This is a genomic window from Fluviispira vulneris (genome assembly GCF_014281055.1).
GTDB classification, from domain to species: Bacteria; Bdellovibrionota_B; Oligoflexia; order Silvanigrellales; family Silvanigrellaceae; genus Silvanigrella; species Silvanigrella vulneris.
Genome location: NZ_JACRSE010000004.1, coordinates 232,247 through 252,909 on the forward strand (window position 1 = coordinate 232,247; position 20,663 = coordinate 252,909).

The window sequence follows — 20,663 nt, forward strand, 5'->3', positions numbered from 1 at the left end:
ATTGAGTCCTGTATTAAGTAAGTATTTTTATATTATTTTTTTCAAGCTGAAGAAGAATGTCCTTGAGCATGTTTGCCTCGCTATCACTAGCAGGATATAGCGGAGCTCGCAAATTTGCTTCACAAATTCCTAAATGCGATAAAATCCATTTTGCACCAATGGGATTTGGCACAGAAAATATTCCACTATTAATGCAGAAGGTCGATAAATGAAGTTTTTGCAGTCCAATTAAATCACCTTTTTTAAATTTTTCTAAAATTTCTAGCATAGCCTTAGGGATAATATTCGATGTGACAGAAATTACTCCTTCTGCACCACATAATAATGCAGGAACAAATGTGGCATCATCCCCTGAGAGAATTGTGATATTTTGTTTAGCAATTTTATTTAAGGCAATTCGCATATCAGCTATTGCATTTACGTTTCCTGCAGCCTCTTTAATTGCAACAATATTTTTATTTTCTAAAGCTATTTGCACGAGTGAATTGGGTAAAAGGTTTACCCCAGTCCGACTTGGAACATTGTAAATACACAGAGGGGTATTTGGGATAGCTTGTGCTACTTCTCCAAAATGTTTAACTAAACCACTCTGATTCGGTCGGTTGTAATAAGGAGTGACAACCATAATTCCTTTTGCTTTTTGTCCTGTAGGAGATTGCAAAACTGAATATTTTATACTTTTTTCAATGGTCGATTTTGTTGAATTGGTCCCAGTTCCAACATAAATATGAAAATCCTCGCTCTGATGTTCAAGCGCATTCAAGACAAGTGCAGTCGATTCTTCCTCACTTAAAGACACATTTTCACCGGTCGTTCCTAGTACTACAACACCATTGATTCCTGATTTTTTCTGATATTGCAAAAATTTATTAAAAGTGGGTAAATCCAATTCACCTTCACGATTAAAAGGTGTGATAAGAGCAGTAATGACTCCTGAAAAGGGTAGGTGGCTCAAGGGTTTCTCCTTACACGAAAATTTAGACGACCATTCGTAGATTATTCCTCTTAAAGAATCTTAGCAAGATTTTCACTGGGGAGTTGACCTTGTCGTCTGGATTTGTTAACCAGTGTTTACCATTTGGGCCGGTAGCTAAATGGTTACGGCAGCTCGCTCATAACGAGACGATCTGGGGGTTCGAGTCCCTCCCGGCCCACCACTTTTATTCCAGCATTTATTTCAAGACTTCTTCAATATCCCGAATCATATCTTCTGGTTTATCTGATGGCGCAAAGCGTTTTATTATATCCCCATTTTTACCCACAAGAAATTTTGTAAAGTTCCATTTAATAAATTCTGTGCCAAAAATCCCTTTGCAATTCTTTTGTAAATACTTAAACACCGGATGTGCATTGTCACCATTGACATCAATTTTTGCAAACATTGGAAAAGTAACTTCATAATTTAAGCTGCAGAAATTTTTAATTTCATTCTCATCTCCAGGCTCTTGCTTGCCAAACTGATTGCATGGAAAACCCAATATTTTTAGACCCTTGACTGAATACATCCGGTGCAAATCCTCGAGCCCTTTGTATTGAGGGGTAAACCCACATTTACTTGCGGTGTTTACAATAAGCATAACTTGCCCCTTGTACTCAGCAAGCTTTTTTAAACCACCATCTATTGTTTTTACTTCAAAATCATAAATAGTTTGTTCTGACATTTGTTCACTCCTTGAGCATTTTCTTAAATCGATTGATAACAGTTTGAGATATTAGCATGGGAACAGATCGTGTCTAGCTCGGTTTAAGCTATTTCATGAAAACTAGACTCTTTCTATTGACAATGCTAGTCTGCTTCGGTAAACGAAATCTCAATGCAGTCGTAGCTCAGTTGGTTAGAGCACCACGTTGACATCGTGGGGGTCAGAAGTTCGAGTCTTCTCGATTGCACCATCTTTGGTGGTTCTATGAATTCAAAAAACTACAATATTGTTGATGGGTTCAATACAATCGCACCAGCTTACGATCTCGCAAACGATGCGATGACTTTAGGTTTACACCGTCTCTGGCGTAGAAGCCTCTGCAAAAAAGCCTTGAAACTTTCACCAAAAGACTCACAAATACTCGATGTTGCCACAGGTACAGGCGACGTGATCTTAGGATTATTTTCAGATCGATCTGATATCCATGTCACTGGCATCGATGCCTCCGAAGGGATGCTAAATATTGCGAGAGAAAAATTTAAATCCAAAGCACACCTCTTCCAAAAAAATATAAAATTGCTACTTGCCGATGGTCTATCATTACCTTTTTTAGACAATACTTTTCATACAGTCACAGTTTGTTGGGGAATCCGAAATATGCGCCCTTACTCAGGCGCTTTAAGAGAAATTAAAAGAGTTCTTAAGCCCGGCGGATCAGTTATTATTCTTGAAAGCGGCCGCCCTGAATTTAAGTTTATTCGCAGCCTTTATAATAGTTATTCAAAAATTTTACCTTTTATAGGTGAGAAAATATCAAAATACAAACCTGCATATCAATTTTATAAAGCTTCTGTTGACGTATTTCCTAGTGGAAAACAATTCGTAGCAGAGCTCTACGATGCAGGTTTTATCAATGCGAATTATGAAACACTCGGTGCAAGTATTGTTTATTTATACTCTGCTCAAAAAGCCACTTGTTAAATAAAATTGAATTGTTTTTTCCAACCCAGTATCTAAATTATAGCTCGGAGTCCATTTTAATTGATTCTGAATTTTTGAATTATCAATTGAATAACGCCAATCATGACCAGGACGATCAGTCACAAAAGATATCAATTCACTATAACTTTTTCCAACAGGTCTTAATTTATCTAAAATCTGACAAATTTTCTTAACTAAACTAATGTTACTTTCTTCACTTTTGCCACCAATATTATAAACTTCACCTATAGTTCCATTAAATAAGATGGACTCAATTGCTGAACAATGATCTTCAACAAAAAGCCAATCGCGAATATTTGTTCCGTTACCATAAATTGGAATCGGTTTATTTTCAAGACAAGAACGAATTACGGTAGGAATAAGCTTTTCTGAGTGTTGATACGGACCATAATTATTTGAACAATTCGAAGTTGTCACAGGCAAACCATATGTATGAAAATAAGCACGGACAAAATGATCGGAACTTGCTTTACTTGCAGAATAAGGAGAGTTTGGAGCATATGCTGTTTTCTCTGAAAACGAAGGATCATTTTCATTGAGAGTTCCATAAACTTCATCAGTAGATATATGATGAAAACGACATTTATTACTATTCCAATTTTTTTCCTGAAGCCAAAACCGGCGAGCATTTTCTAACAAATTAAATGTGCCAAAAATATTTGTTTGAATAAATTCACCAGGATTTTCAATCGAACGATCCACATGACTTTCTGCTGCAAAATGGACAATTGTATCGATATTATACTCTCTCAATATTTTATCGATTAAAATATTGTCGCAAATATCACCTTGAATGAATTTATGACGATGCGGATTTGGCAAAGATTCAAGATTTTGAATTGATCCCGCATAAGTTAATTTATCGAGACTTACAATATTAATATCTTTATTTTGAGATAATAAATATTTAACAAAGTTACAGCCAATAAATCCAGCCGATCCTGTCACGAGAATCGAATTCGGTTTAAACATGAATCTCTCCAAAATCTAAAATATATTTTTGAATTTCTTTCTATACATTAATACCAATAAGTTTTAATAAATATTTCCCATAACCACTTTTTACTAAAGTCATTGCTTGTTTTTCAAAGTCCTCAGTTGAAATAAATCCTTTTCTCCAAGCAATTTCTTCTGGACAGGAAACTTTTAAACCTTGTCGTTCTTCAAGAACTGACACATAAAGCGACGCCTCTAATAATGAACGATGCGTTCCTGTATCTAACCATGCAAATCCCCTATGGAGAATTTCAAGCTTTAGTTCATTATTTGCTAAATATGCATTCATAAGATCAGTAATTTCAAGCTCAGCCCGCGCAGAAGGCTTCAGTTGTTTTGCATAAGATGAAACTCTTTTGTCAAAAAAATACAATCCAGTGACTGCACAATTCGATTTTGGAACTTTTGGTTTCTCTTCAATGGATATGACTTTATAATTTTCATCATATTCGACAACACCATATCTTTCAGGATCATTTACGGAATAGCCAAAAACGGTCGCACCATTTAAGTTATTTTTCACTTCATTTAATATACTACCTAAACCATTTCCATGAAAAATATTATCACCTAAAATAAGACAAACGTTATCATCTCCAATAAATTCTTCACCTATAATAAATGCTTGAGCAAGACCATCTGGACTGGGCTGCTCAGCATAAGATATAGAAATTCCCCATTGCTTTCCATCTCCCAGTAGATTTTTAAATGCAGGTAAATCACGTGGCGTAGATATAATTAAAATGTCCTTAATATCCGCAAGCATTAGAGTGGAGAGCGGATAATAGATCATCGGTTTATCATAAATGGGCATAAGCTGCTTACTTAAGCTACTTGTTGCAGGATACAAGCGACTGCCCGTTCCTCCTGCTAAAATTATACCTTTCATTCGAACTCCATCATAATTATTTACTGATTCTAAATACTTTTGGACTCTGGTCACATAATTCTTTTAAGCAAATGATACAACTCTAAATCAACACTTGACATAGCATCATTGATGCTTAGCCTATTGCTAATGCTCCTGACGAGCAATTTTCAAACCTTTTATAAGGAGTCATTTATGAGCAAATCCATTCGTCCTCTTAATGATCGTGTGCTTCTCAAACGCCTCGAAGCAGAACAAAAAACTGCCGGAGGAATTCTTATTCCTGATAACGCAAAAGAAAAGCCAGTAGAAGGAAAAGTTATTGCAGTTGGCAATGGTAAAATCCTCGAAGACGGCACCCGTCAGGCACCAGCTGTTAAATCTGGTGACAAAGTTCTTTTCGGTAAGTGGAGTGGCAACGAAGTTAAGATTGACGGACAAGATTATCTTCTCATTAAAGAAGAAGAAATTCTTGCGGTCATTGAAGCTTAAATAAATGCATAAATTAAATTAATTATTATAAATTTAACTCAAAGGAATACAAAATGGCTGTTAAAATGATATCTTTTAATGAAAACGCACAAAAAAAGATGCTTGCTGGAGTAAATACTTTGGCAAATGCGGTTAAAGTCACCCTCGGACCCAAAGGTCGCAATGTTTTGATTGAAAAAAGCTATGGTGCACCTCTAATCACTAAAGATGGCGTTACTGTTGCGAAAGAAATCGAACTTGAAGATAAATTCGAAAATATGGGCGCACAGATGGTTAAAGAAGTCGCTTCTAAAACCAATGATGATTCTGGCGACGGCACAACGACTGCGACTGTATTAGCACAAGCAATTTATCGTGAAGGCTTCAAAATGCTTGCAGCAGGACATTCCCCTGTAGAATTGAAGCGCGGCATCGACAAAGCAGTTGAAGTTGTTGTTGCGAACCTTCATAAAGTGGCACGTCCTGTCAGTGGCAATAACGAAATTGCTCAAGTTGCTACTATTTCTTCGAACAATGACTCTGCTATTGGTGCAATGATTGCAGAAGCAATTGAAAAAGTTGGTAAAGATGGAGTTATCACTGTTGAAGAAGCTAAGGGACTCGACACATATGTAAATGTTGTTGAAGGGATGCAATTTGACCGCGGATACCTCTCACCTTACATGGTTACCGATCAAGAACGCCTCGAAGTTGTGCTCGAAAACCCATACATCCTCCTTTTTGATAAGAAAATTTCTGTTATGAAGGATATGGTTCCTTTGCTAGAAAACATAGCTCGCAGTGGCCGTCCTCTTCTTATCATTGCAGAAGACGTTGAAGGTGAAGCACTCGCAACCCTCGTTCTCAATAAACTTTCTGGCACAATCAAAGTGTGTGCAGTGAAGGCTCCTGGTTTCGGCGATCGCCGGAAAGCTATGCTCGATGACCTTGCTGTTCTTACTAAAGGAACAGTTGTGTCTGAAGAAGTTGGTATGCAGTTGGAAACAACCTTGCTTGAAGATCTCGGTGAAGCAGAAAAAGTTGTAGTTGATAAGGACAATACTGTTATCACTGGCGGAAAAGGTCTCGAAGCAAATATCAAAGCACGCATTGCAGAAATTCGTGGACAAATTGAAAAAACAACTTCTGAATACGATCGTGAAAAACTCCAAGAGCGTCTTGCAAAACTCGCAGGCGGTGTTGCTGTAATTCACTTAGGTGCAGCAACTGAAATTGAGCTCAAAGAAAAGAAAGATCGCATTGAAGATGCTCTCAACGCAACAAGAGCAGCTGTTGCTGAAGGCATCATTGCTGGTGGTGGTGTCGCCCTCTTACGCGCTTCCCGCGATCTCATTAACTTCAAAGGCGACAATTCAGAACAACAAGCTGGTATCGAACTCGTTCGTCGTGCCCTTGAAGAACCTGTACGCATCATTGCTTCGAATGGTGGTCACGAAGCAAGTGTTGTTGTTAATAAAATCTTAGCAAATGACAATCCTGCCTATGGCTTCAATGCTCTTACCGACAACTATGAAGATCTTATAAAATCTGGTGTAATCGACCCAGTTAAAGTAACACGTTGTGCATTGCAAAATGCATCTTCCGTTTCAAGTTTGTTACTAACAACCAATGCTATGATTTCTGAAAAACCTAAGAAAGAATCCGCAGCTGCACCTGGCATGGGCGGCATGGGCGGCATGGGCGGCATGGGTGGTATGGGAGGCATGGGTGGTATGGATTACGATATGTAATCAATCACGATCCTTCCTATACGACAAAATCAGTCGATCAAAAGCGGTGCACTTTACAGTAACAGGTTAAGTGCACCGCTTTTTTCTTTCTTTTCTATGCAGCTATACAATTTGTAATTGCAATGTTAGTTCAAGATTCTGTTTTTTATTTTGATACGAGTTTTCTTTTGTTACAAATAAGGGAGCTTTGCATGAATGCTTTGAAAGTAAACTATTCACAAGAAATTATAGCAGGTTTAACAACGTTTTTCACTATGTCTTATATAGTAATTGTTAATCCACAAGTTATGGCCTCTCCTGGGACAGGACTCACAGTCTCTGGTACTTTGACTGCAACAGTTCTTATCTCTTTCTTGATGAGTCTTTTAGCAGGTATTTATATTCGCTTACCTTATGCTCTGGCACCAGGCATGGGCCTAAATGTTTTTATCGCCTATTCACTTATTATTGGTGAGAAAATCCCTTGGCCGACTGCCCTTGGGATTATTTTTTGGTCAAGTTTTATCTTTATTTTAATTTCAGTATTACCCATTCGGCAAAAGATTGTTGAAGCACTTCCTAACAATATGAAGCATGCAATGTCTTGCGGTATCGGTCTTTTTCTTGCATTCATTGGAATGAAAAATTTAGGATTGATTGTCCCAAATTCTGCAACATACATTTCACTTGGCGATATTAACCTACCGATAACTCTTGGTTTAATAGGATTTCTCATAATATTTATTTTATTTAATAAGAATAAATCATACGCATTTTTATTTTCTATTTTTTTAGTTACAATCATCGCTCTTCTATGTGGTTTAACAAAATTACCTGAGACATACTTTTCAACTCCAGATTTTCAATCACATTTTTTTAAACTCGATTTAATTGGTTCACTCAAATGGAGTTTTATTCCTGTCATATTATCCGTACTTTTAACAAACTTATTTGACTCCATGTCTTCGCTCATCGGTCTTGCTAACAGTGCAGGTTTTACAGATAAAAAAGGTAACCCTTTGCAATTAAAAGAAACACTTATGGTTGATTCAATTGCTTCATTATTTTCAAGCTTATTTGGCACATCACCTGCAACTGTTTTCATAGAAAGTTCGACAGGAATTCAAGCAGGGGGCAGAACTGGATTAACAGCAATCGTAGCTGCATTTTGCTTTTTACCTTGTTTATTTATTGCCCCAATTGTGACGGCAATCCCTGTTTTCGCAACAGCACCTATCTTAATATTTGTTGGAATTTTAATGTGTAAAACCTTAAAGCATATAAAAGCCAATACCCTCGATGACATTATTCCAATATTTCTTACAATAATTCTTATGCCTCTGACATTTTCAATCACCCAAGGAGTTCTCTGGGGAATAGTCAGTTACGTTATATTAAAAATATGTGTTGGAAAAATAAAAGTGATCAGTCCAGTGCTGTGGGTTTTAGCTTTAATCTGCTTTTTAGCTCTCGTAACTGAACACAGCACGTTTTTAGAATTTATAATGAAATAATTTTTAATTCATCCGATAACAAATAAGTACTTAATCAATATTTAAAACATTTATTTTCAAATATTTTAAACCATACGAAACTCTCAATTTATAAAAAATTCAACTGACGTTACTACTCTTACTTTCTTCAGAATACTACCTTCATCTCCATATTGATCATTGGAATTTGCAGCCGTGATAGAAAAAACTCCTTGATTTGCTTTGCGAATTTTCCCGACAGAACTGTTTGAATTCTGGGCAAAGCTATTGGCTGCTTCTCGGGCATTTGCAGTCGCACGCGTTAACATTTCGGGCTTAATAGAATTTAAATCTGTATATGCATAACGCATATAACTATTATTTAATACTACTCCAGACTCAACCAACTCACCCGTTTTTTGAGTTGCATGACTTGCAAGATCCACTTTATTGGTCGTTAAAGTAATATGGGAGTTTGCAGAATAACGTGGTGCATTCGCATTTTCATTGGAATAAGACTGAGCTTTGCTATCTGTTATAGAGATTGATTGAATTTCGATTTCCTTATCTTCAAAACCTTGTTTCTTTAAAAAGAGAATTATTTTTTGTTGTGAAGAAGAAATATCAGAATAGATTTTTTTTAGGTCATTATTTGCAGAAGTAAAACTTAAATTCCATGTTGCGATATTGGATTTTACAATTTTCTCATCAAGGCCTTTGACATCGACATATCTACCAAAATTTTGAAAATTTTCAAAAGATTTTCCTAATAAAAAACTAGCTGTAACAATTCCTAAACTTAAAATGATTGATGGAAAAACATTGGAGCGCATTTAATTACCTTTAATATAGATATTTTTTTATAAAAAGACACGCGTATTAATTACGCAAGTCATTAAAAATCTTCAACGATAATCTCGTTGGCTGGGCTTACAGTGTTCAAAAGATAAATCTTCAATAAATCTTTCAGGCCGTGCATTCCCTTTATATATCCAAGCAGCAATATGCGCAAAGTCCTTATCATTTCTTTTCGGTTCACCATTTTCTGTCTGATATTCTTCACGAAAATGACTTCCACAGGATTCCTTTCGTGCAAGTGCATCTAGGCACATCAACTCAGCAAGTTCGATATAATCACCAACCCTTGCTGCTTTTTCAAGTTCTTGATTCATAGTGTCTGTGGACTGAGGGAGCTTTAAATCATTCCAAAATTCGTCCTTAATTTTCTTAATTTCACTGAGGGCATGTTCAAGTTTTTCTTGACTGCGTGCCATTGCACAGGAATTCCACATAACTTTTCCAAGTTTTTCATGAATTTCATCGGCAAGTTTTGAACCTTTTATATTAATTAATTTATTCGTATTATTTTTTACATTATTTTGTGCATCTTGAAATTCAGCAAGATTATTTTTAATCGGTTTTAAATTCGTTTGCGCAAGATAATTGCCCAAGGTAACAGGAATAATAAAATAACCATCGACTAAACCTTGTAATAAAGCATTTGCTCCAAGTCGATTGGCACCATGTTCACTAAAATTCGCTTCTCCGAGAACAAATAGACCAGGAATTGTTGACATAAGATCATAATCAACCCAAAGACCGCCCATTGTATAATGCACAGCCGGATAAATTTTCATAGGATTCGAAAATGGATTGTCGCCAACAATCTTTTCATACATTTGAAATAAATTACCATATTTTTCTTCTAAAATATCTTTCCCATTTTTTTGAATTTTGTCTTTAAAATCCAAATAAACAGCAAGTCCAGAAGCCCCTACCCCAAAACCATCGTCGCAAATTCTTTTTATGGAACGCGCTGCTACATCGCGCGGCACTAAATTACCGAAACTCGGATAACAGCGTTCCAGAAAATAATCTCTCTCATTTTCTAAAATATCTGCAGGATTTCTTTTATCATTTAAATTTTTTGGTACCCAGATACGCCCGTCATTCCTTAAAGACTCAGACATTAATGTGAGCTTAGATTGATGTTCTCCTGAAATAGGAATGCAGGTAGGGTGGATTTGGGTAAAACAGGGATTGGCAAAGGCAGCTCCTTTTTTGTAGGCGCGCCATATAGCTGTTCCGTTGGATGGCTTTGCATTTGTCGATAAATAAAACATATTCGCATAGCCACCTGTCGCCAAAATAACGGCATCTGCACTATGACTTTCTATTTCTCCTGTAAGAAGATCTCTTACAATAATTCCACGTGCTTTTCCTTCAACTAAAACCAAGTCAAGCATTTCTTTCCGCGTATGCAAAACAATATTTTTTTCACTGACTTGTCGCATAGCGCTTTGATACGCACCTAATAAAAGTTGCTGACCCGTTTGCCCTTTGGCATAAAAAGTTCTTTCCACCTGTGTGCCACCAAAGGATCTGTTGTCTAAATATCCACCGTATTCTCGAGCAAAAGGCACGCCAATTCCGACACAGTGATCGATAACTTTTAAAGAAAGTTCAGCAAGCCGATAAACACCCGCTTCTCTTGCACGATAATCACCACCTTTTACAGTGTCATAGAAAAAACGATAAATCGAATCACCATCATTTTTATAATTTTTCGCAGCATTTATACCACCTTGAGCAGCAATAGAATGCGCTCTGCGCGGAGAATCTTGTAAACAAAAAAGCGAAACATGATAGCCAGCTTCTGCGAGTGAGGATGCCGCCGATGCCCCAGCAAGCCCACTGCCAACAACTATGACTGAAAATTTTTTGCGATTCGCTGGGTTTACTAAGCGACTGGCAAAAACATGATCTTTCCATTTGTCTTCAATATTTCCATTAGGGATGTTATTTTTTAGCATAATTCGTAAATCCTTTACACATGCATTATCTAATAAATCATAGAATGACAATATATTAATTGCACAATTATAATTAGCACACAAACATGAATTTGTTTTGTTTTATCCTTATTAAGGTTAAATAAAATCATTTAAACCATTTAGACCGCTGTAAATCTTTGCAAGGTTTTGCATGCAGAGATAAGTTGATGTATGAGAAAATTGTGCTTGTAATAACTCATAAGGAGATTTCTCATGGCTCTTATTTCTTTACGTCAACTTCTCGATCACGCAGCAGAAAACAGTTATGGAGTGGCTGCCTTTAATGTTAACAATCTTGAACAAGTTCAAGCAATTATGGAAGCTGCAAAAGAGACGAATAGCCCTGTAATTTTGCAAGCGAGCCGTGGCGCTCGTAACTATACGAATGATATCTTTCTTCGTCACCTTATTCTAGGAGCCGTTGAACTTTATCCAGAAATTCCAGTGGTCATGCACCAAGATCATGGCAACAGCATGCAAACATGCTTGTCCGCAATTCGCAATGGTTTCACAAGCGTTATGATGGATGGAAGCTTAAAAGAAGATGCTAAAACTCCTGCAGATTTTGATTACAATGTTAAAATCACAGCAGATGTTGTACGCATTGCACACGCGATGGGCATTTCAGTTGAGGGTGAACTTGGTTGTCTCGGTTCCCTTGAAACGGGTAAAGGTGAAAAAGAAGATGGTCATGGCTTTGAAGGAACACTTTCAAAAGATCAACTTTTAACTGATCCAAACGAAGCTGCTCAATTTGTTGAATTAACAAAAGTTGATGCTCTTGCCATTGCAATTGGTACAAGCCACGGAGCATACAAATTCACCAAAAAACCTGATGGCAAAACCCTTGCTATCGATCGCATTCGTGAAATCCACAAACGTCTCCCAAACACCCACTTAGTGATGCATGGATCAAGTTCAGTGCCACAGGATTTGCAAGCTGAGTTTCGTAAATATGGTGGAGAAATGAAAGAAACTTGGGGAGTGCCAGTAGAAGAAATTCAAGAAGGTATTCGCAATGGTGTTCGTAAAATCAATGTGGACACAGACAATCGTTTAGCAATGACAGCAGCTATTCGCAAAGTTCTTTCCACAAATCCATCTGAATTTGACTTGAGAAAACTGTTAGTTCCTGCCCGTGACGCTATGAGAAAGGTAGTTGCTCAACGCATGGTAGAATTTGGGCAAGCAGGACAAGCATCTAAAATAAAAGCGATTCCACTTGACTCAATGGCGAAACGTTATGTCTAACAACGACAACACCCCACTTGAACCCTTTCTTTTGAGCGAAGAAAAACCTGTATTTCAATGCAGCATTCTTCGCGTCAAAGAAAGTTTAGCACAAACGACTGACAAAGCTCATTCGCTTAAAGTTTATACCTTGGATTGTGCGAATTGGGTGAATGTTGTCCCTGTGACTGCAGCAGGGCAAGTTGTATTGGTAGAACAGCATCGCTTTGGCACAAATACCTTCACAATAGAAGTGCCAGGTGGAGCAGTTGAAAGAAATGAAAAAGATGTTACCATTGCGGCTCTAAGAGAACTTGAAGAAGAAACCGGACTCACTTCACAACGGCTTCTTTCACTTCCAGGTTATTCACCGAATGCAGCTATACAAAGCAACAGAGTGACTTATTTTATTGCTTTTGATGTTATGCCTCTCGCAGTTCCATCTGAGCACAGCGATCCTTTTGAAAAGATAAAATTGCATCTTGTGGATTTTCAAGAGGCTTTGCTAATGGCACGCACAGGACAAATTACCAATGTTCTATCTGCATTTGCTCTTCTATTAGCTGAGCCATATTTAAATGCAAAATTTAAGCAACCTCAGTGATTTCAGTGCGGCGAATGACTGTGACTCGAATTTGCCCTGGAAACTCGACTTCAGATTCTAATTTCTTAGCAATCCCCTCAGCAAGTCCAGAGATATCTTTTTGTTTTACTTTGTTATTATCGACGAAAACATGCACTTCACGTCCGGCATGCATAATGGCAGAGCCTGTAACACCTTGCTCTTGGAAACTGTTGACTACACCTGAAATTCCATCAATGCGTCTGTGATAGCCTTCTTCCATATCGACCCGTGCGCCGGGTCTAGCCCCGGACATAGCATCTGCAGCTTTTAAAATATAAGCATAGGGTGTTTCTACGATTTTATCATCATGATGAGCAAGCACAGTGTCAACAACTTCTTCGGACTCTCCATAACGCGTAGCATAATCACCACTGATAACCGCATGACTCCCTTCGATTTTATAGTCGAGAGCTTTACCAATATCATGCAAAATTCCGGCTCTTTTAGCAATAATAGGATTCACTCCAACTTCTTCTGCAATCATGCCGGCTAAGCGAGCCACTTCGATAGAATGATAATATTGATTTTGTCTATGACTTGTTCTGTAATTCAATGAACCAATTAACTTTAATATTTCAGGATGAATATTAGGTGTGATTCCTAGATGTTTAATCGCATCTTCACCAATTTTAGATATATGTCTATCGATTGTTCTTTTATGTTTATCGAAAATAGGTCTAATTCTCTCTTCATTAAAGATATCTTTAGCAAGCATTTCTTCAAGAGTCAGGCGTATAACTTCTTTGTCGACACCTGATCCGCCTGAAATTTTGAGCATTGAAGGAAGCTCTTCGTTTATCGTTAAAACACTAATGGAGGAATCCGTATTTGTAATGAGAGAAGATATAATTGGTGACTCTTCATGAAAGTATTTCTGCAAGAGATCTTTAGAGTTTACCTGCACAATAAATGATGATTTCGGCCAAATAAAGTTGGGTTGATACCGCAAATAAACAGAGTTCAAGGAGTTACGAGCAAACTTTTGTGCATCCGCTTTTAAAGCTTCATTGTTGTCAATTAACCAGCGTGTGATACCGAGTTTTTCACTATTTATGAGATCATGGCGCATATCATGAAAAAGTTCGGATTTATTACGCCCAACCTTATGTTCGAGTTGATTTAAAAGATTTTTTTGTAATTCAAGATTCAAATGCCCTTTTGCATCGAGATCTTCTTTTACTTTATCTAACTCAAGTTTTTTTTGATTGTTGAGTTCTTCTTTTTTTTCGATTTCGTTAGCTAATTTATCGACTTCAGATTGCTTTTCGTTCAATTCTTGTTCAAAGTTTTCTTGCATACCAATGACAAGCTCATGTTCACTTTCAAGGCGGCTAGCCTCAACTTGGTATTGCTCGCGGGTTGCTAAAAGAGCTTCTTCGAGAATCATATTGCGTTGCGCTTCAGCACTTTTTAAAATTGCATCCATATTCTCTTTTATAGGTATTTCACCAAGGCTTGTCAGTGAGCGAATAGCAAATAATTTAGCGAGAACCACCCCGCCGATTAACCCAATAAGAGCACCGATAAGGGTGAAGACAGACCAATGCATTTTTAAGCCTTTATAACCAGATTAAATTTGTTGTTTAGATGGAATCGTATAATGTACATCGATTCATCAGAACCCCACACAGGGAACCCATTCGTTCAAGCTATCATGAATGGGGAAAGAGAGAAACCACAAAGAATTCGGAGGTCAGTTTTTTATGTCAGAACATATGCCCACTCAGCAATTCCTAGAGTCTCTAATTCAAGAAGCAGGTTCAATCACTTTAAAGTTCTTTCAAAAAAACTTTTCAATCCAAGAAAAATCGGACAATCAAGGGATAGTGACGGACGCAGATATCGCCTCGGAGAATTTTATAAAGAAAAAAATTCATGAAAAATTTAAAACCCATTCTATTCTGGCAGAAGAAAGTGGTCTCGAAAAATTCAACCAAGAAAACACTGAAAAAGAGCAAGCAATATGGATAATTGATCCTCTCGATGGAACAACAAATTTTTCTAAAGGCAACCCATATTACTGTATTTCTATTGCATTTGGTCATATTGTTGAAGGGATATTTCAAGCTAAATTGGCAGGAATTTGTCAACCTACCACCCAGAGTTTATTTATCGCAGAGAAGAACAAAGGCGCTTTTCTTAACAAGCAAAAATTAGCGCTTAATGATTTTCAAAATTTTAAACTAGCGAGCATAGCAACAGGATTTAGTTCAAATAAAGATAAAGAACTTATTCAGGTCGTAAATACAATAGGAGCCATTCAAAACAAATCCCTTGGATTACGTATTAATGGCGCAGCAGCCCTCGACTTAGCTTTGACAGCGAAAGGTATTTTTCAAGGATTTTATGAGATTCCACTTGCCCCTTGGGATATGGCAGCGGGCGCATTGCTTGTTTCAGAAGCAGGAGGAATTGTTTCGAATTTTTTAGGCACAGAATTTTGCCCGCTACGCGATAAAGGAATTATTGCAGCAAATAAACAAATATTCCCTGAACTTTTATCTATAATAAAACATCACTACTCTAATTAAAAACATGTACATAATTTAACAAAATAAAATATATAACCGTACCAATTATCATACTTGTAAATACAGATCTCATTATTAAATATACAAAAATACAGCCTAAACAGGCAATCCATCCATTTATTAAATAGTGAGTATCAAACTCTTTTAAGGAATCGATCGAATATAAAGTTAAAATAGCCATTAAGCAAACTGGTAATTGTTTTCCAGTCTGTATAAGTGTAGGTGTGTTTATTTTTTTAAAAAATATAAATGGAATAATTCTTGTTGAATAAGTCACCAATGCCATCACAATAATAGCAAAAATAATATAAGTATTATTATTGTTCCAAGACATTTTCTTTCTCCAATATATTTTCTTTATAATTCTTAAAGAGTAATATTAAAAAGCTGATTAACATACTAAAAAAAAGATGCTCTTTAACACCTAAATATCTGAAAAATAAATAAGACAAAATTCCCACAATTAATGAAAAATGATCACGTGTAAATTTATAAGCATCGACTGTAAGAATCGCAAAGAGAGTGACCAATGAAAAAAATAAAAAATTAAAATCAACCCCTTTAAGATAAGTATGAAGAAATAGACCTAAAAGTGTTCCTAATACCCAATAAATATGACAAAAAATAATAATATAAAATTCATACCATTTATCATGATATTTTTTTGCACAAATAATTGCATATGATTCATCGGTCAAACCAAAAATAAGATACCCTTTTAAATATTTATTAAATTGTAATTTATTCAGAAAAGCCAAGCCATAAAAGATATGCCGCATATTTACAAGAAATGTCGCAATTGACAGACTTAATAAAGATCCCTGATTTGCCAGAAGTGGAATAGCAATAAATTGAGCAGAACCAGCATAAACTAAAAAACTCATGAGAATAGCATATATCCAATGCAGATTTAAACTTTGAAAGAGCACACCAAATGCCATCGCAAGCGGGATATAACCGAAAGCGGCAGCCTTGCTATCTCGAAGAGCTTGACCAAACATGTTTCCTCCTTAAAACATATCCTAAGAATTATTAATTTCTAAATATTAATAAAATAGAATTATAAAAAGCTCAAGTTTGTCTTTGAATATTTAATATTAATAATTATTTGGTTTGTGTTTAAGACTACCTGATGTACTTGGGTTTGGCACTCCCTCTGGTAATTCATGGTCCTTATCAGGTTTTGTTTCTAGATGAGAGTTATTTAAGATTTCACTTTGCGAATCTTCAAATGCATTTTTTGAATAAATTCCTCCTGGCTCAGTACCATCAATGACATAAACATTTATAGAATTAATTGTATTTGAATATTCTCCAGTTTCTTTATCCACTCGAATCTCATGAATCCCTGGTGGCTTCGGATTTTCATTTTGTGGATAAACTTTTACTGCAGTCAGCATAAGACTTTTCCAAATAGGTGCAGCCATGCCTGAACCTGTACCACCGCCTCCTAAAGTTTTTGAATTGTCATCATAACCAACCCAAACTCCCGCAACAAGTTGAGCAGAAACTCCCATAAACCAGGCATCCGTATTGCCATTTGTTGTACCTGTTTTTCCGCCAACGAGGTGGGAAATTCCTTGAACAGGTATACCAGTCCCTATGCGAACAACAGCCTTTAAGAGATCGAGAGTTACAAAAGCTGCTTGAGGAGAAATCATTTGCAATGAAGATGGATCTTCTTGTCTATTTGTAACTTTACCTGGTAAATAAGGAGCATCTTCTACCATTTGTGGATTGACAGGACTTGCATAAATTTTTTTATCTTTAGAAGAATAAATAACATTACCTTTTCTATCAACGACTTCTTGAATATAAAAAGCTTGCGTAAGTTTTCCTTGATTGGCAAAAATAGAATAAGCTTGCACCATTTTAATCAGAGTTGATGAGCCAGACCCAAGTGCAAGACTTAAATCAGATGCAGGCCAATTGAAACCAAAACGATTTAATTGTTTTGATATTTTTGTAGCCCCAATAGAATGAAATAAAAATATACTTGGAATATTTAAACTAAATGCTAATGAATTTCTTAAAGTAACTCTCCCTGTTTCTTCACCATCATAATTTTCAGGTTGCCAACCATCGAAATCAATAAGCGGACTATCAATTAAGGAAGCTGGACTAAAACCGTTGTCTATTGCGAAGGAATAATAAAGTGGTTTAACACTGCTCCCAACCTGTCGCTCCGCTTGCGTTGCTCGATTAAATTGAGTTTGATTAAAATTCTCACCACCGACCATGGCAAGCACATCGCCTGTTCTTGCGTCCATGACCATACATGCAGCTTCTATCCCTGCAGAATCTGTTAATGTGTAACGTGAAATTCTATTACTCACAGTAAGATTAAATTTTTTTAAATATGACTGCAATTTATTAATAAATTTTCTTCCCTCGTGCACTCGTTTTGGAATTTCTCCATTTACTTTTTGTACGTGGATTTCATCACCAACTTTCAAAATATAATTTAAACTTTCTAAATCTGTTTCTTTACTTCGTCCAGCATGCAATGCCCATGAAATATCTTCAGCCAAAAGTAAGCCAATGCCTTTTTGGGTTACAATACCTACAGCACGCAATTCATCATCAATACTTGTTACAATGGCAATGTCAGATTCATTTTCTGTGATTTTTTCTTTAACTGGAGAGTTGATAAGTTTTGTAATAGCATCTTGAAAATCATCACCATGACGTTTAATTGCGCCTTTGAATCCTTTTCTGCCTTCATATTGTTTAGAAAAATTCTGTATTGCAGTCTGAGCTGCAATTTGAATTTTTGAATTTAAAGTTGTGTAAATAGATAAACCACTTGTTTCAATATTTTCAATTTCAAGTTGATTCGAGAGTTGCTTTTTTACTTCAGCAACGAAATATGGGGCAATTTTATTGTTAAGTGATTCTGCTTTGTAAACAACAATTTTATCTTTAAGAGCTTTTTCATACTCTCTTTGAGTGATCATATCCTTTTTTAACATACGATCTAGAACATAAGCTTGGCGTATTTTAGCCACTTCAATATTATCTGTAGGGTCATATGTGGATGGGGCTGGTGTGAGACCCGCAATTAATGCTGCTTCTGCCAAAGAAAGTTTAAGATTTGACTTTTTAAAGTAATTTTCAGCTGCAGCCTCAACACCATAGGCTCCATTGCCTAGATAAATAGTATTTAAATACAACTCAAGGATTTTGTCTTTCGTAAAAGATTGCTCTATTTTACGAGCCATTAATATATCTTTTATTTTACGAGTTATTGTTCTTTCTCTTGTTAATAATATATTTTTTGCCAACTGCTGAGTGATTGTACTTCCACCCTGTCTTTGATTTGAAAAGGTAATAAAGTGATAAAAAGCACGTAAAAAACCCTTAAAATCAAGGCCTTTATGACTATAAAAATCGGCATCTTCCGCTGCTATAAATGCATTTTTTAGAAATGGTGACATCTCACTTAAAAGGACTGGATAGCGCCTTTCTTCAAAAAGCTCTGCAATTTTCATACCATCTTGACTATAGAGGACTGTTGGTAGTGCGGGTTCATAATTTGCTAATTTTTCAATACTAGGAAGTGATCTATCGATTTTATAGACCTTATAAATAACCAAAAAGGTAAAAAGTGCTAAGATAAAAACAATCAATTTCCTTTTTCGCGTAGACAAATATTTTATAAAGTACTTATTCTCTTTCACATGTTGAATGAGCTTATCATAAAACTTTCTAAGCATCAGTTATTCCTTAATAAAGCAGTTTTTTCAACGCAAAGCATGTGAAATCGTTTTACAAAGTTAAATTTCGGCAGTCAAACCCTTGAAAATGAGAAAGAACTTAAAAAAAAATATAAGCACCTGTTATTACTTAATTTATATTACGAAACCCATTATAAAAATCATCCTATCAAGTTAAAAAGAGTTCTGGCAAGCCCATACAAGTTGCAGTAAGCTGAATTCGAGGGTTAAAATTGCCTTTTCTTAAGTTAATCGTAGAGGATTTTTTCAATGACAAATCAAAAAGCTGAGTTAAGTGAACAGGCTCATTCACACCACAATCACGATAATTGTAATCATGAACATCATACTGATCATGGTTGTAAAAATGACCAAAACCATGAACATGGAAAATGCAATCACCACCATGAACACAACCATGAACATGGAAAATGCAGCCACAACCATGAACACAACCATGAACATGGAAAATGCAATCACAACCATGAACACCACCATGAACATGGAAAATGCAATCACCACCATGACCATGAAGGACATTCTCACGAACCTAAAGAGCGTTACAACAGATATTCTTATACAGACGAAGAAATTGTTGAATTTTCAAAAAATTCCACAGATGATTTAATTGAACTGGTAAATAGCTTTCTTACAGAAGAAATATATGGAAAAGCTGTACCTCTCCTCGAAATTATATTTCTAAGACTTAGCTCAGATAAAAATAATATTGATTCTGAAAATATTTTTTCCACAAAACACCATTTAGCACTTGCTTATGGAATTATCGGTGAACATAGCAAATCGATTCCACTGTGGAAAGAAGTTATAAAATCCCTTGAAAAAGAAGAAGATACATCTGAAACATTGGAAGCATATTACAATGCAGCTCTTTCAGCAGAACAAGCACAAAATGAAAAAGAGTATGTCACATTTATAACAAAAGGTCTTCAAATCGCAAAAGATAATAATTTTGAGGATTGGGAGGCAGCCTTTGAACATGAGCTTGGTATCCATAATATGGACAAAAGTGATTATGGAGTAGCAGAAGAAAAGTTTAATCGTGCTTTATCGATTAGAGCAAAGATTGAAGACGAAGAAGGTATTATTATCACACAGTATCACTTAGCATCCCTTTATGAAGCTAAGAAAGAAATTGAAAGAGCTAAAAAACTTTATGAAGAGACATTAGCTCTCACTAAAAAAGAATGTATCCGTGAACACGTTGAACATGAAAGATCATTAATCGAAGAAAGACTTTCGTTAATAAATAATGCACAACTTCAAAGTAAATTACTTAAATTCTAATTAAAAAGAATTTCACAAGAGTCTCACTAATATTGTGAGACTCTTTTTATAATAATTTTTTGCTACCCATTCCTAATAAATCCATTTATATCAAAAATCTCCAAAAAAATAGTTGCAATAAAAAATAATATAAAATAAAATTCTAATCGAAAATCATAATAATTTATGCAAAAAGAGAAAATTATTTATCTTAGACATAATTTTCTCTAAATTAATAAAAACACAATATAAAATAAAGGA

General features: G+C 35.8%; 18 protein-coding genes and 2 tRNA genes. 10 read left to right on the top strand and 10 right to left on the bottom strand.

Annotation, left to right across the window (positions count from 1 at the left end; all coding sequences use genetic code 11):
- Window positions 1-13: 13 nt before the first annotated feature.
- Complete coding sequence (gene dapA, locus H7355_RS10305; RefSeq protein ID WP_186647192.1) at window positions 14-955, bottom strand: 4-hydroxy-tetrahydrodipicolinate synthase; 942 nt, start codon at window positions 953-955, stop codon at window positions 14-16.
- A gap of 125 nt (window positions 956-1,080) precedes the next feature.
- On the opposite strand from dapA, the gene H7355_RS10310 reads away from it, so the two are divergent.
- Window positions 1,081-1,157: transfer RNA gene (locus tag H7355_RS10310), tRNA-Ile, on the top strand.
- Between the two features lie 15 nt (window positions 1,158-1,172).
- Here H7355_RS10310 and H7355_RS10315 read toward each other — a convergent pair.
- Entirely contained in the window at window positions 1,173-1,661 is a 489-nt protein-coding gene (locus H7355_RS10315) for a glutathione peroxidase (protein WP_186647194.1), read from the bottom strand.
- Between the two features lie 155 nt (window positions 1,662-1,816).
- Between H7355_RS10315 and H7355_RS10320 the strand changes: the two genes are divergently transcribed.
- Together H7355_RS10320 and H7355_RS10325 are read left to right on the top strand one after the other, a co-directional pair.
- A tRNA-Val gene (locus H7355_RS10320) sits at window positions 1,817-1,893 on the top strand.
- A gap of 14 nt (window positions 1,894-1,907) precedes the next feature.
- Window positions 1,908-2,624, top strand: a complete 717-nt coding sequence (locus H7355_RS10325; RefSeq protein WP_186647196.1) for a ubiquinone/menaquinone biosynthesis methyltransferase — start codon at window positions 1,908-1,910, stop codon at window positions 2,622-2,624.
- On the opposite strand, the gene rfbB is transcribed toward H7355_RS10325, so the two are convergent.
- Both rfbB and rfbA read right to left on the bottom strand, forming a co-directional pair.
- The gene (gene rfbB / locus H7355_RS10330) at window positions 2,595-3,617 is read right to left on the bottom strand and encodes a dTDP-glucose 4,6-dehydratase (RefSeq protein ID WP_186647198.1); all 1,023 of its coding nucleotides are present in this window, start codon (window positions 3,615-3,617) and stop codon (window positions 2,595-2,597) included. The two genes, H7355_RS10325 and rfbB, sit on opposite strands and share 30 nt — an antisense overlap.
- 40 nt (window positions 3,618-3,657) lie before the next feature.
- Window positions 3,658-4,530, bottom strand: coding sequence for a glucose-1-phosphate thymidylyltransferase RfbA (gene rfbA / locus H7355_RS10335; protein WP_186647200.1), 873 nt, complete (start codon window positions 4,528-4,530; stop codon window positions 3,658-3,660).
- 174 nt (window positions 4,531-4,704) lie between these two features.
- Here rfbA and groES point away from each other — a divergent pair, with 174 nt between their 5' ends.
- The 3 genes from groES (at window position 4,705) to H7355_RS10350 (ending at window position 8,224) form a co-directional block, all read left to right on the top strand.
- The gene (gene groES / locus H7355_RS10340) at window positions 4,705-5,001 is read left to right on the top strand and encodes a co-chaperone GroES (protein WP_130610332.1); all 297 of its coding nucleotides are present in this window, start codon (window positions 4,705-4,707) and stop codon (window positions 4,999-5,001) included.
- Window positions 5,002-5,054: 53 nt separating this feature from the next.
- Complete coding sequence (gene groL, locus H7355_RS10345; RefSeq protein ID WP_186647202.1) at window positions 5,055-6,731, top strand: chaperonin GroEL; 1,677 nt, start codon at window positions 5,055-5,057, stop codon at window positions 6,729-6,731.
- Between the two features lie 191 nt (window positions 6,732-6,922).
- A complete protein-coding gene (locus H7355_RS10350; RefSeq protein WP_186647204.1) occupies window positions 6,923-8,224 on the top strand; it encodes an NCS2 family permease in 1,302 nt (433 codons plus the stop codon).
- Between the two features lie 83 nt (window positions 8,225-8,307).
- On the opposite strand, the gene H7355_RS10355 is transcribed toward H7355_RS10350, so the two are convergent.
- A complete protein-coding gene (locus H7355_RS10355) occupies window positions 8,308-9,015 on the bottom strand; it encodes an SIMPL domain-containing protein (RefSeq protein ID WP_186647206.1) in 708 nt (235 codons plus the stop codon).
- A 72-nt stretch (window positions 9,016-9,087) separates the two neighbouring features.
- Window positions 9,088-10,995 (bottom strand): fumarate reductase/succinate dehydrogenase flavoprotein subunit, encoded by a 1,908-nt coding sequence (locus tag H7355_RS10360; RefSeq protein ID WP_186647208.1) that lies wholly within the window; start codon window positions 10,993-10,995, stop codon window positions 9,088-9,090.
- Window positions 10,996-11,229: 234 nt separating this feature from the next.
- On the opposite strand from H7355_RS10360, the gene fba reads away from it, so the two are divergent.
- Both fba and H7355_RS10370 read left to right on the top strand, forming a co-directional pair.
- Window positions 11,230-12,267 (top strand): class II fructose-bisphosphate aldolase, encoded by a 1,038-nt coding sequence (gene fba, locus H7355_RS10365; protein ID WP_186647210.1) that lies wholly within the window; start codon window positions 11,230-11,232, stop codon window positions 12,265-12,267.
- Window positions 12,260-12,850, top strand: coding sequence for an NUDIX hydrolase (locus H7355_RS10370; RefSeq protein ID WP_186647212.1), 591 nt, complete (start codon window positions 12,260-12,262; stop codon window positions 12,848-12,850). The genes fba and H7355_RS10370 overlap by 8 nt, the downstream gene beginning before the upstream one ends.
- On the opposite strand, the gene H7355_RS10375 is transcribed toward H7355_RS10370, so the two are convergent.
- The gene (locus H7355_RS10375) at window positions 12,834-14,420 is read right to left on the bottom strand and encodes an HD domain-containing protein (RefSeq protein WP_186647214.1); all 1,587 of its coding nucleotides are present in this window, start codon (window positions 14,418-14,420) and stop codon (window positions 12,834-12,836) included. The genes H7355_RS10370 and H7355_RS10375 overlap by 17 nt on opposite strands.
- A 154-nt stretch (window positions 14,421-14,574) precedes the next feature.
- Here H7355_RS10375 and H7355_RS10380 point away from each other — a divergent pair, with 154 nt between their 5' ends.
- On the top strand, window positions 14,575-15,402 hold the full coding sequence (locus H7355_RS10380) for an inositol monophosphatase family protein (protein ID WP_186647216.1): 828 nt from the start codon (window positions 14,575-14,577) through the stop codon (window positions 15,400-15,402).
- Here H7355_RS10380 and H7355_RS10385 read toward each other — a convergent pair.
- The 3 genes from H7355_RS10385 to H7355_RS10395 form a co-directional block, all read right to left on the bottom strand.
- Window positions 15,395-15,736 carry an AzlD domain-containing protein gene (locus H7355_RS10385; RefSeq protein ID WP_186647218.1) on the bottom strand — a complete coding sequence of 114 codons (342 nt, stop codon included), beginning with the start codon at window positions 15,734-15,736 and terminating at the stop codon, window positions 15,395-15,397. The genes H7355_RS10380 and H7355_RS10385 overlap by 8 nt on opposite strands.
- On the bottom strand, window positions 15,720-16,403 hold the full coding sequence (locus H7355_RS10390) for an AzlC family ABC transporter permease (protein WP_186647220.1): 684 nt from the start codon (window positions 16,401-16,403) through the stop codon (window positions 15,720-15,722). Before H7355_RS10390 ends, H7355_RS10385 begins: the two co-directional genes overlap by 17 nt.
- A gap of 96 nt (window positions 16,404-16,499) precedes the next feature.
- Window positions 16,500-19,118: a penicillin-binding protein 1A gene (locus H7355_RS10395; RefSeq protein ID WP_186647222.1), complete on the bottom strand. Its 2,619-nt coding sequence runs from the start codon at window positions 19,116-19,118 to the stop codon at window positions 16,500-16,502.
- A 270-nt stretch (window positions 19,119-19,388) separates the two neighbouring features.
- Between H7355_RS10395 and H7355_RS10400 the strand changes: the two genes are divergently transcribed.
- On the top strand, window positions 19,389-20,423 hold the full coding sequence (locus tag H7355_RS10400; protein ID WP_186647224.1) for a tetratricopeptide repeat protein: 1,035 nt from the start codon (window positions 19,389-19,391) through the stop codon (window positions 20,421-20,423).
- Window positions 20,424-20,663 lie beyond the last annotated feature (240 nt).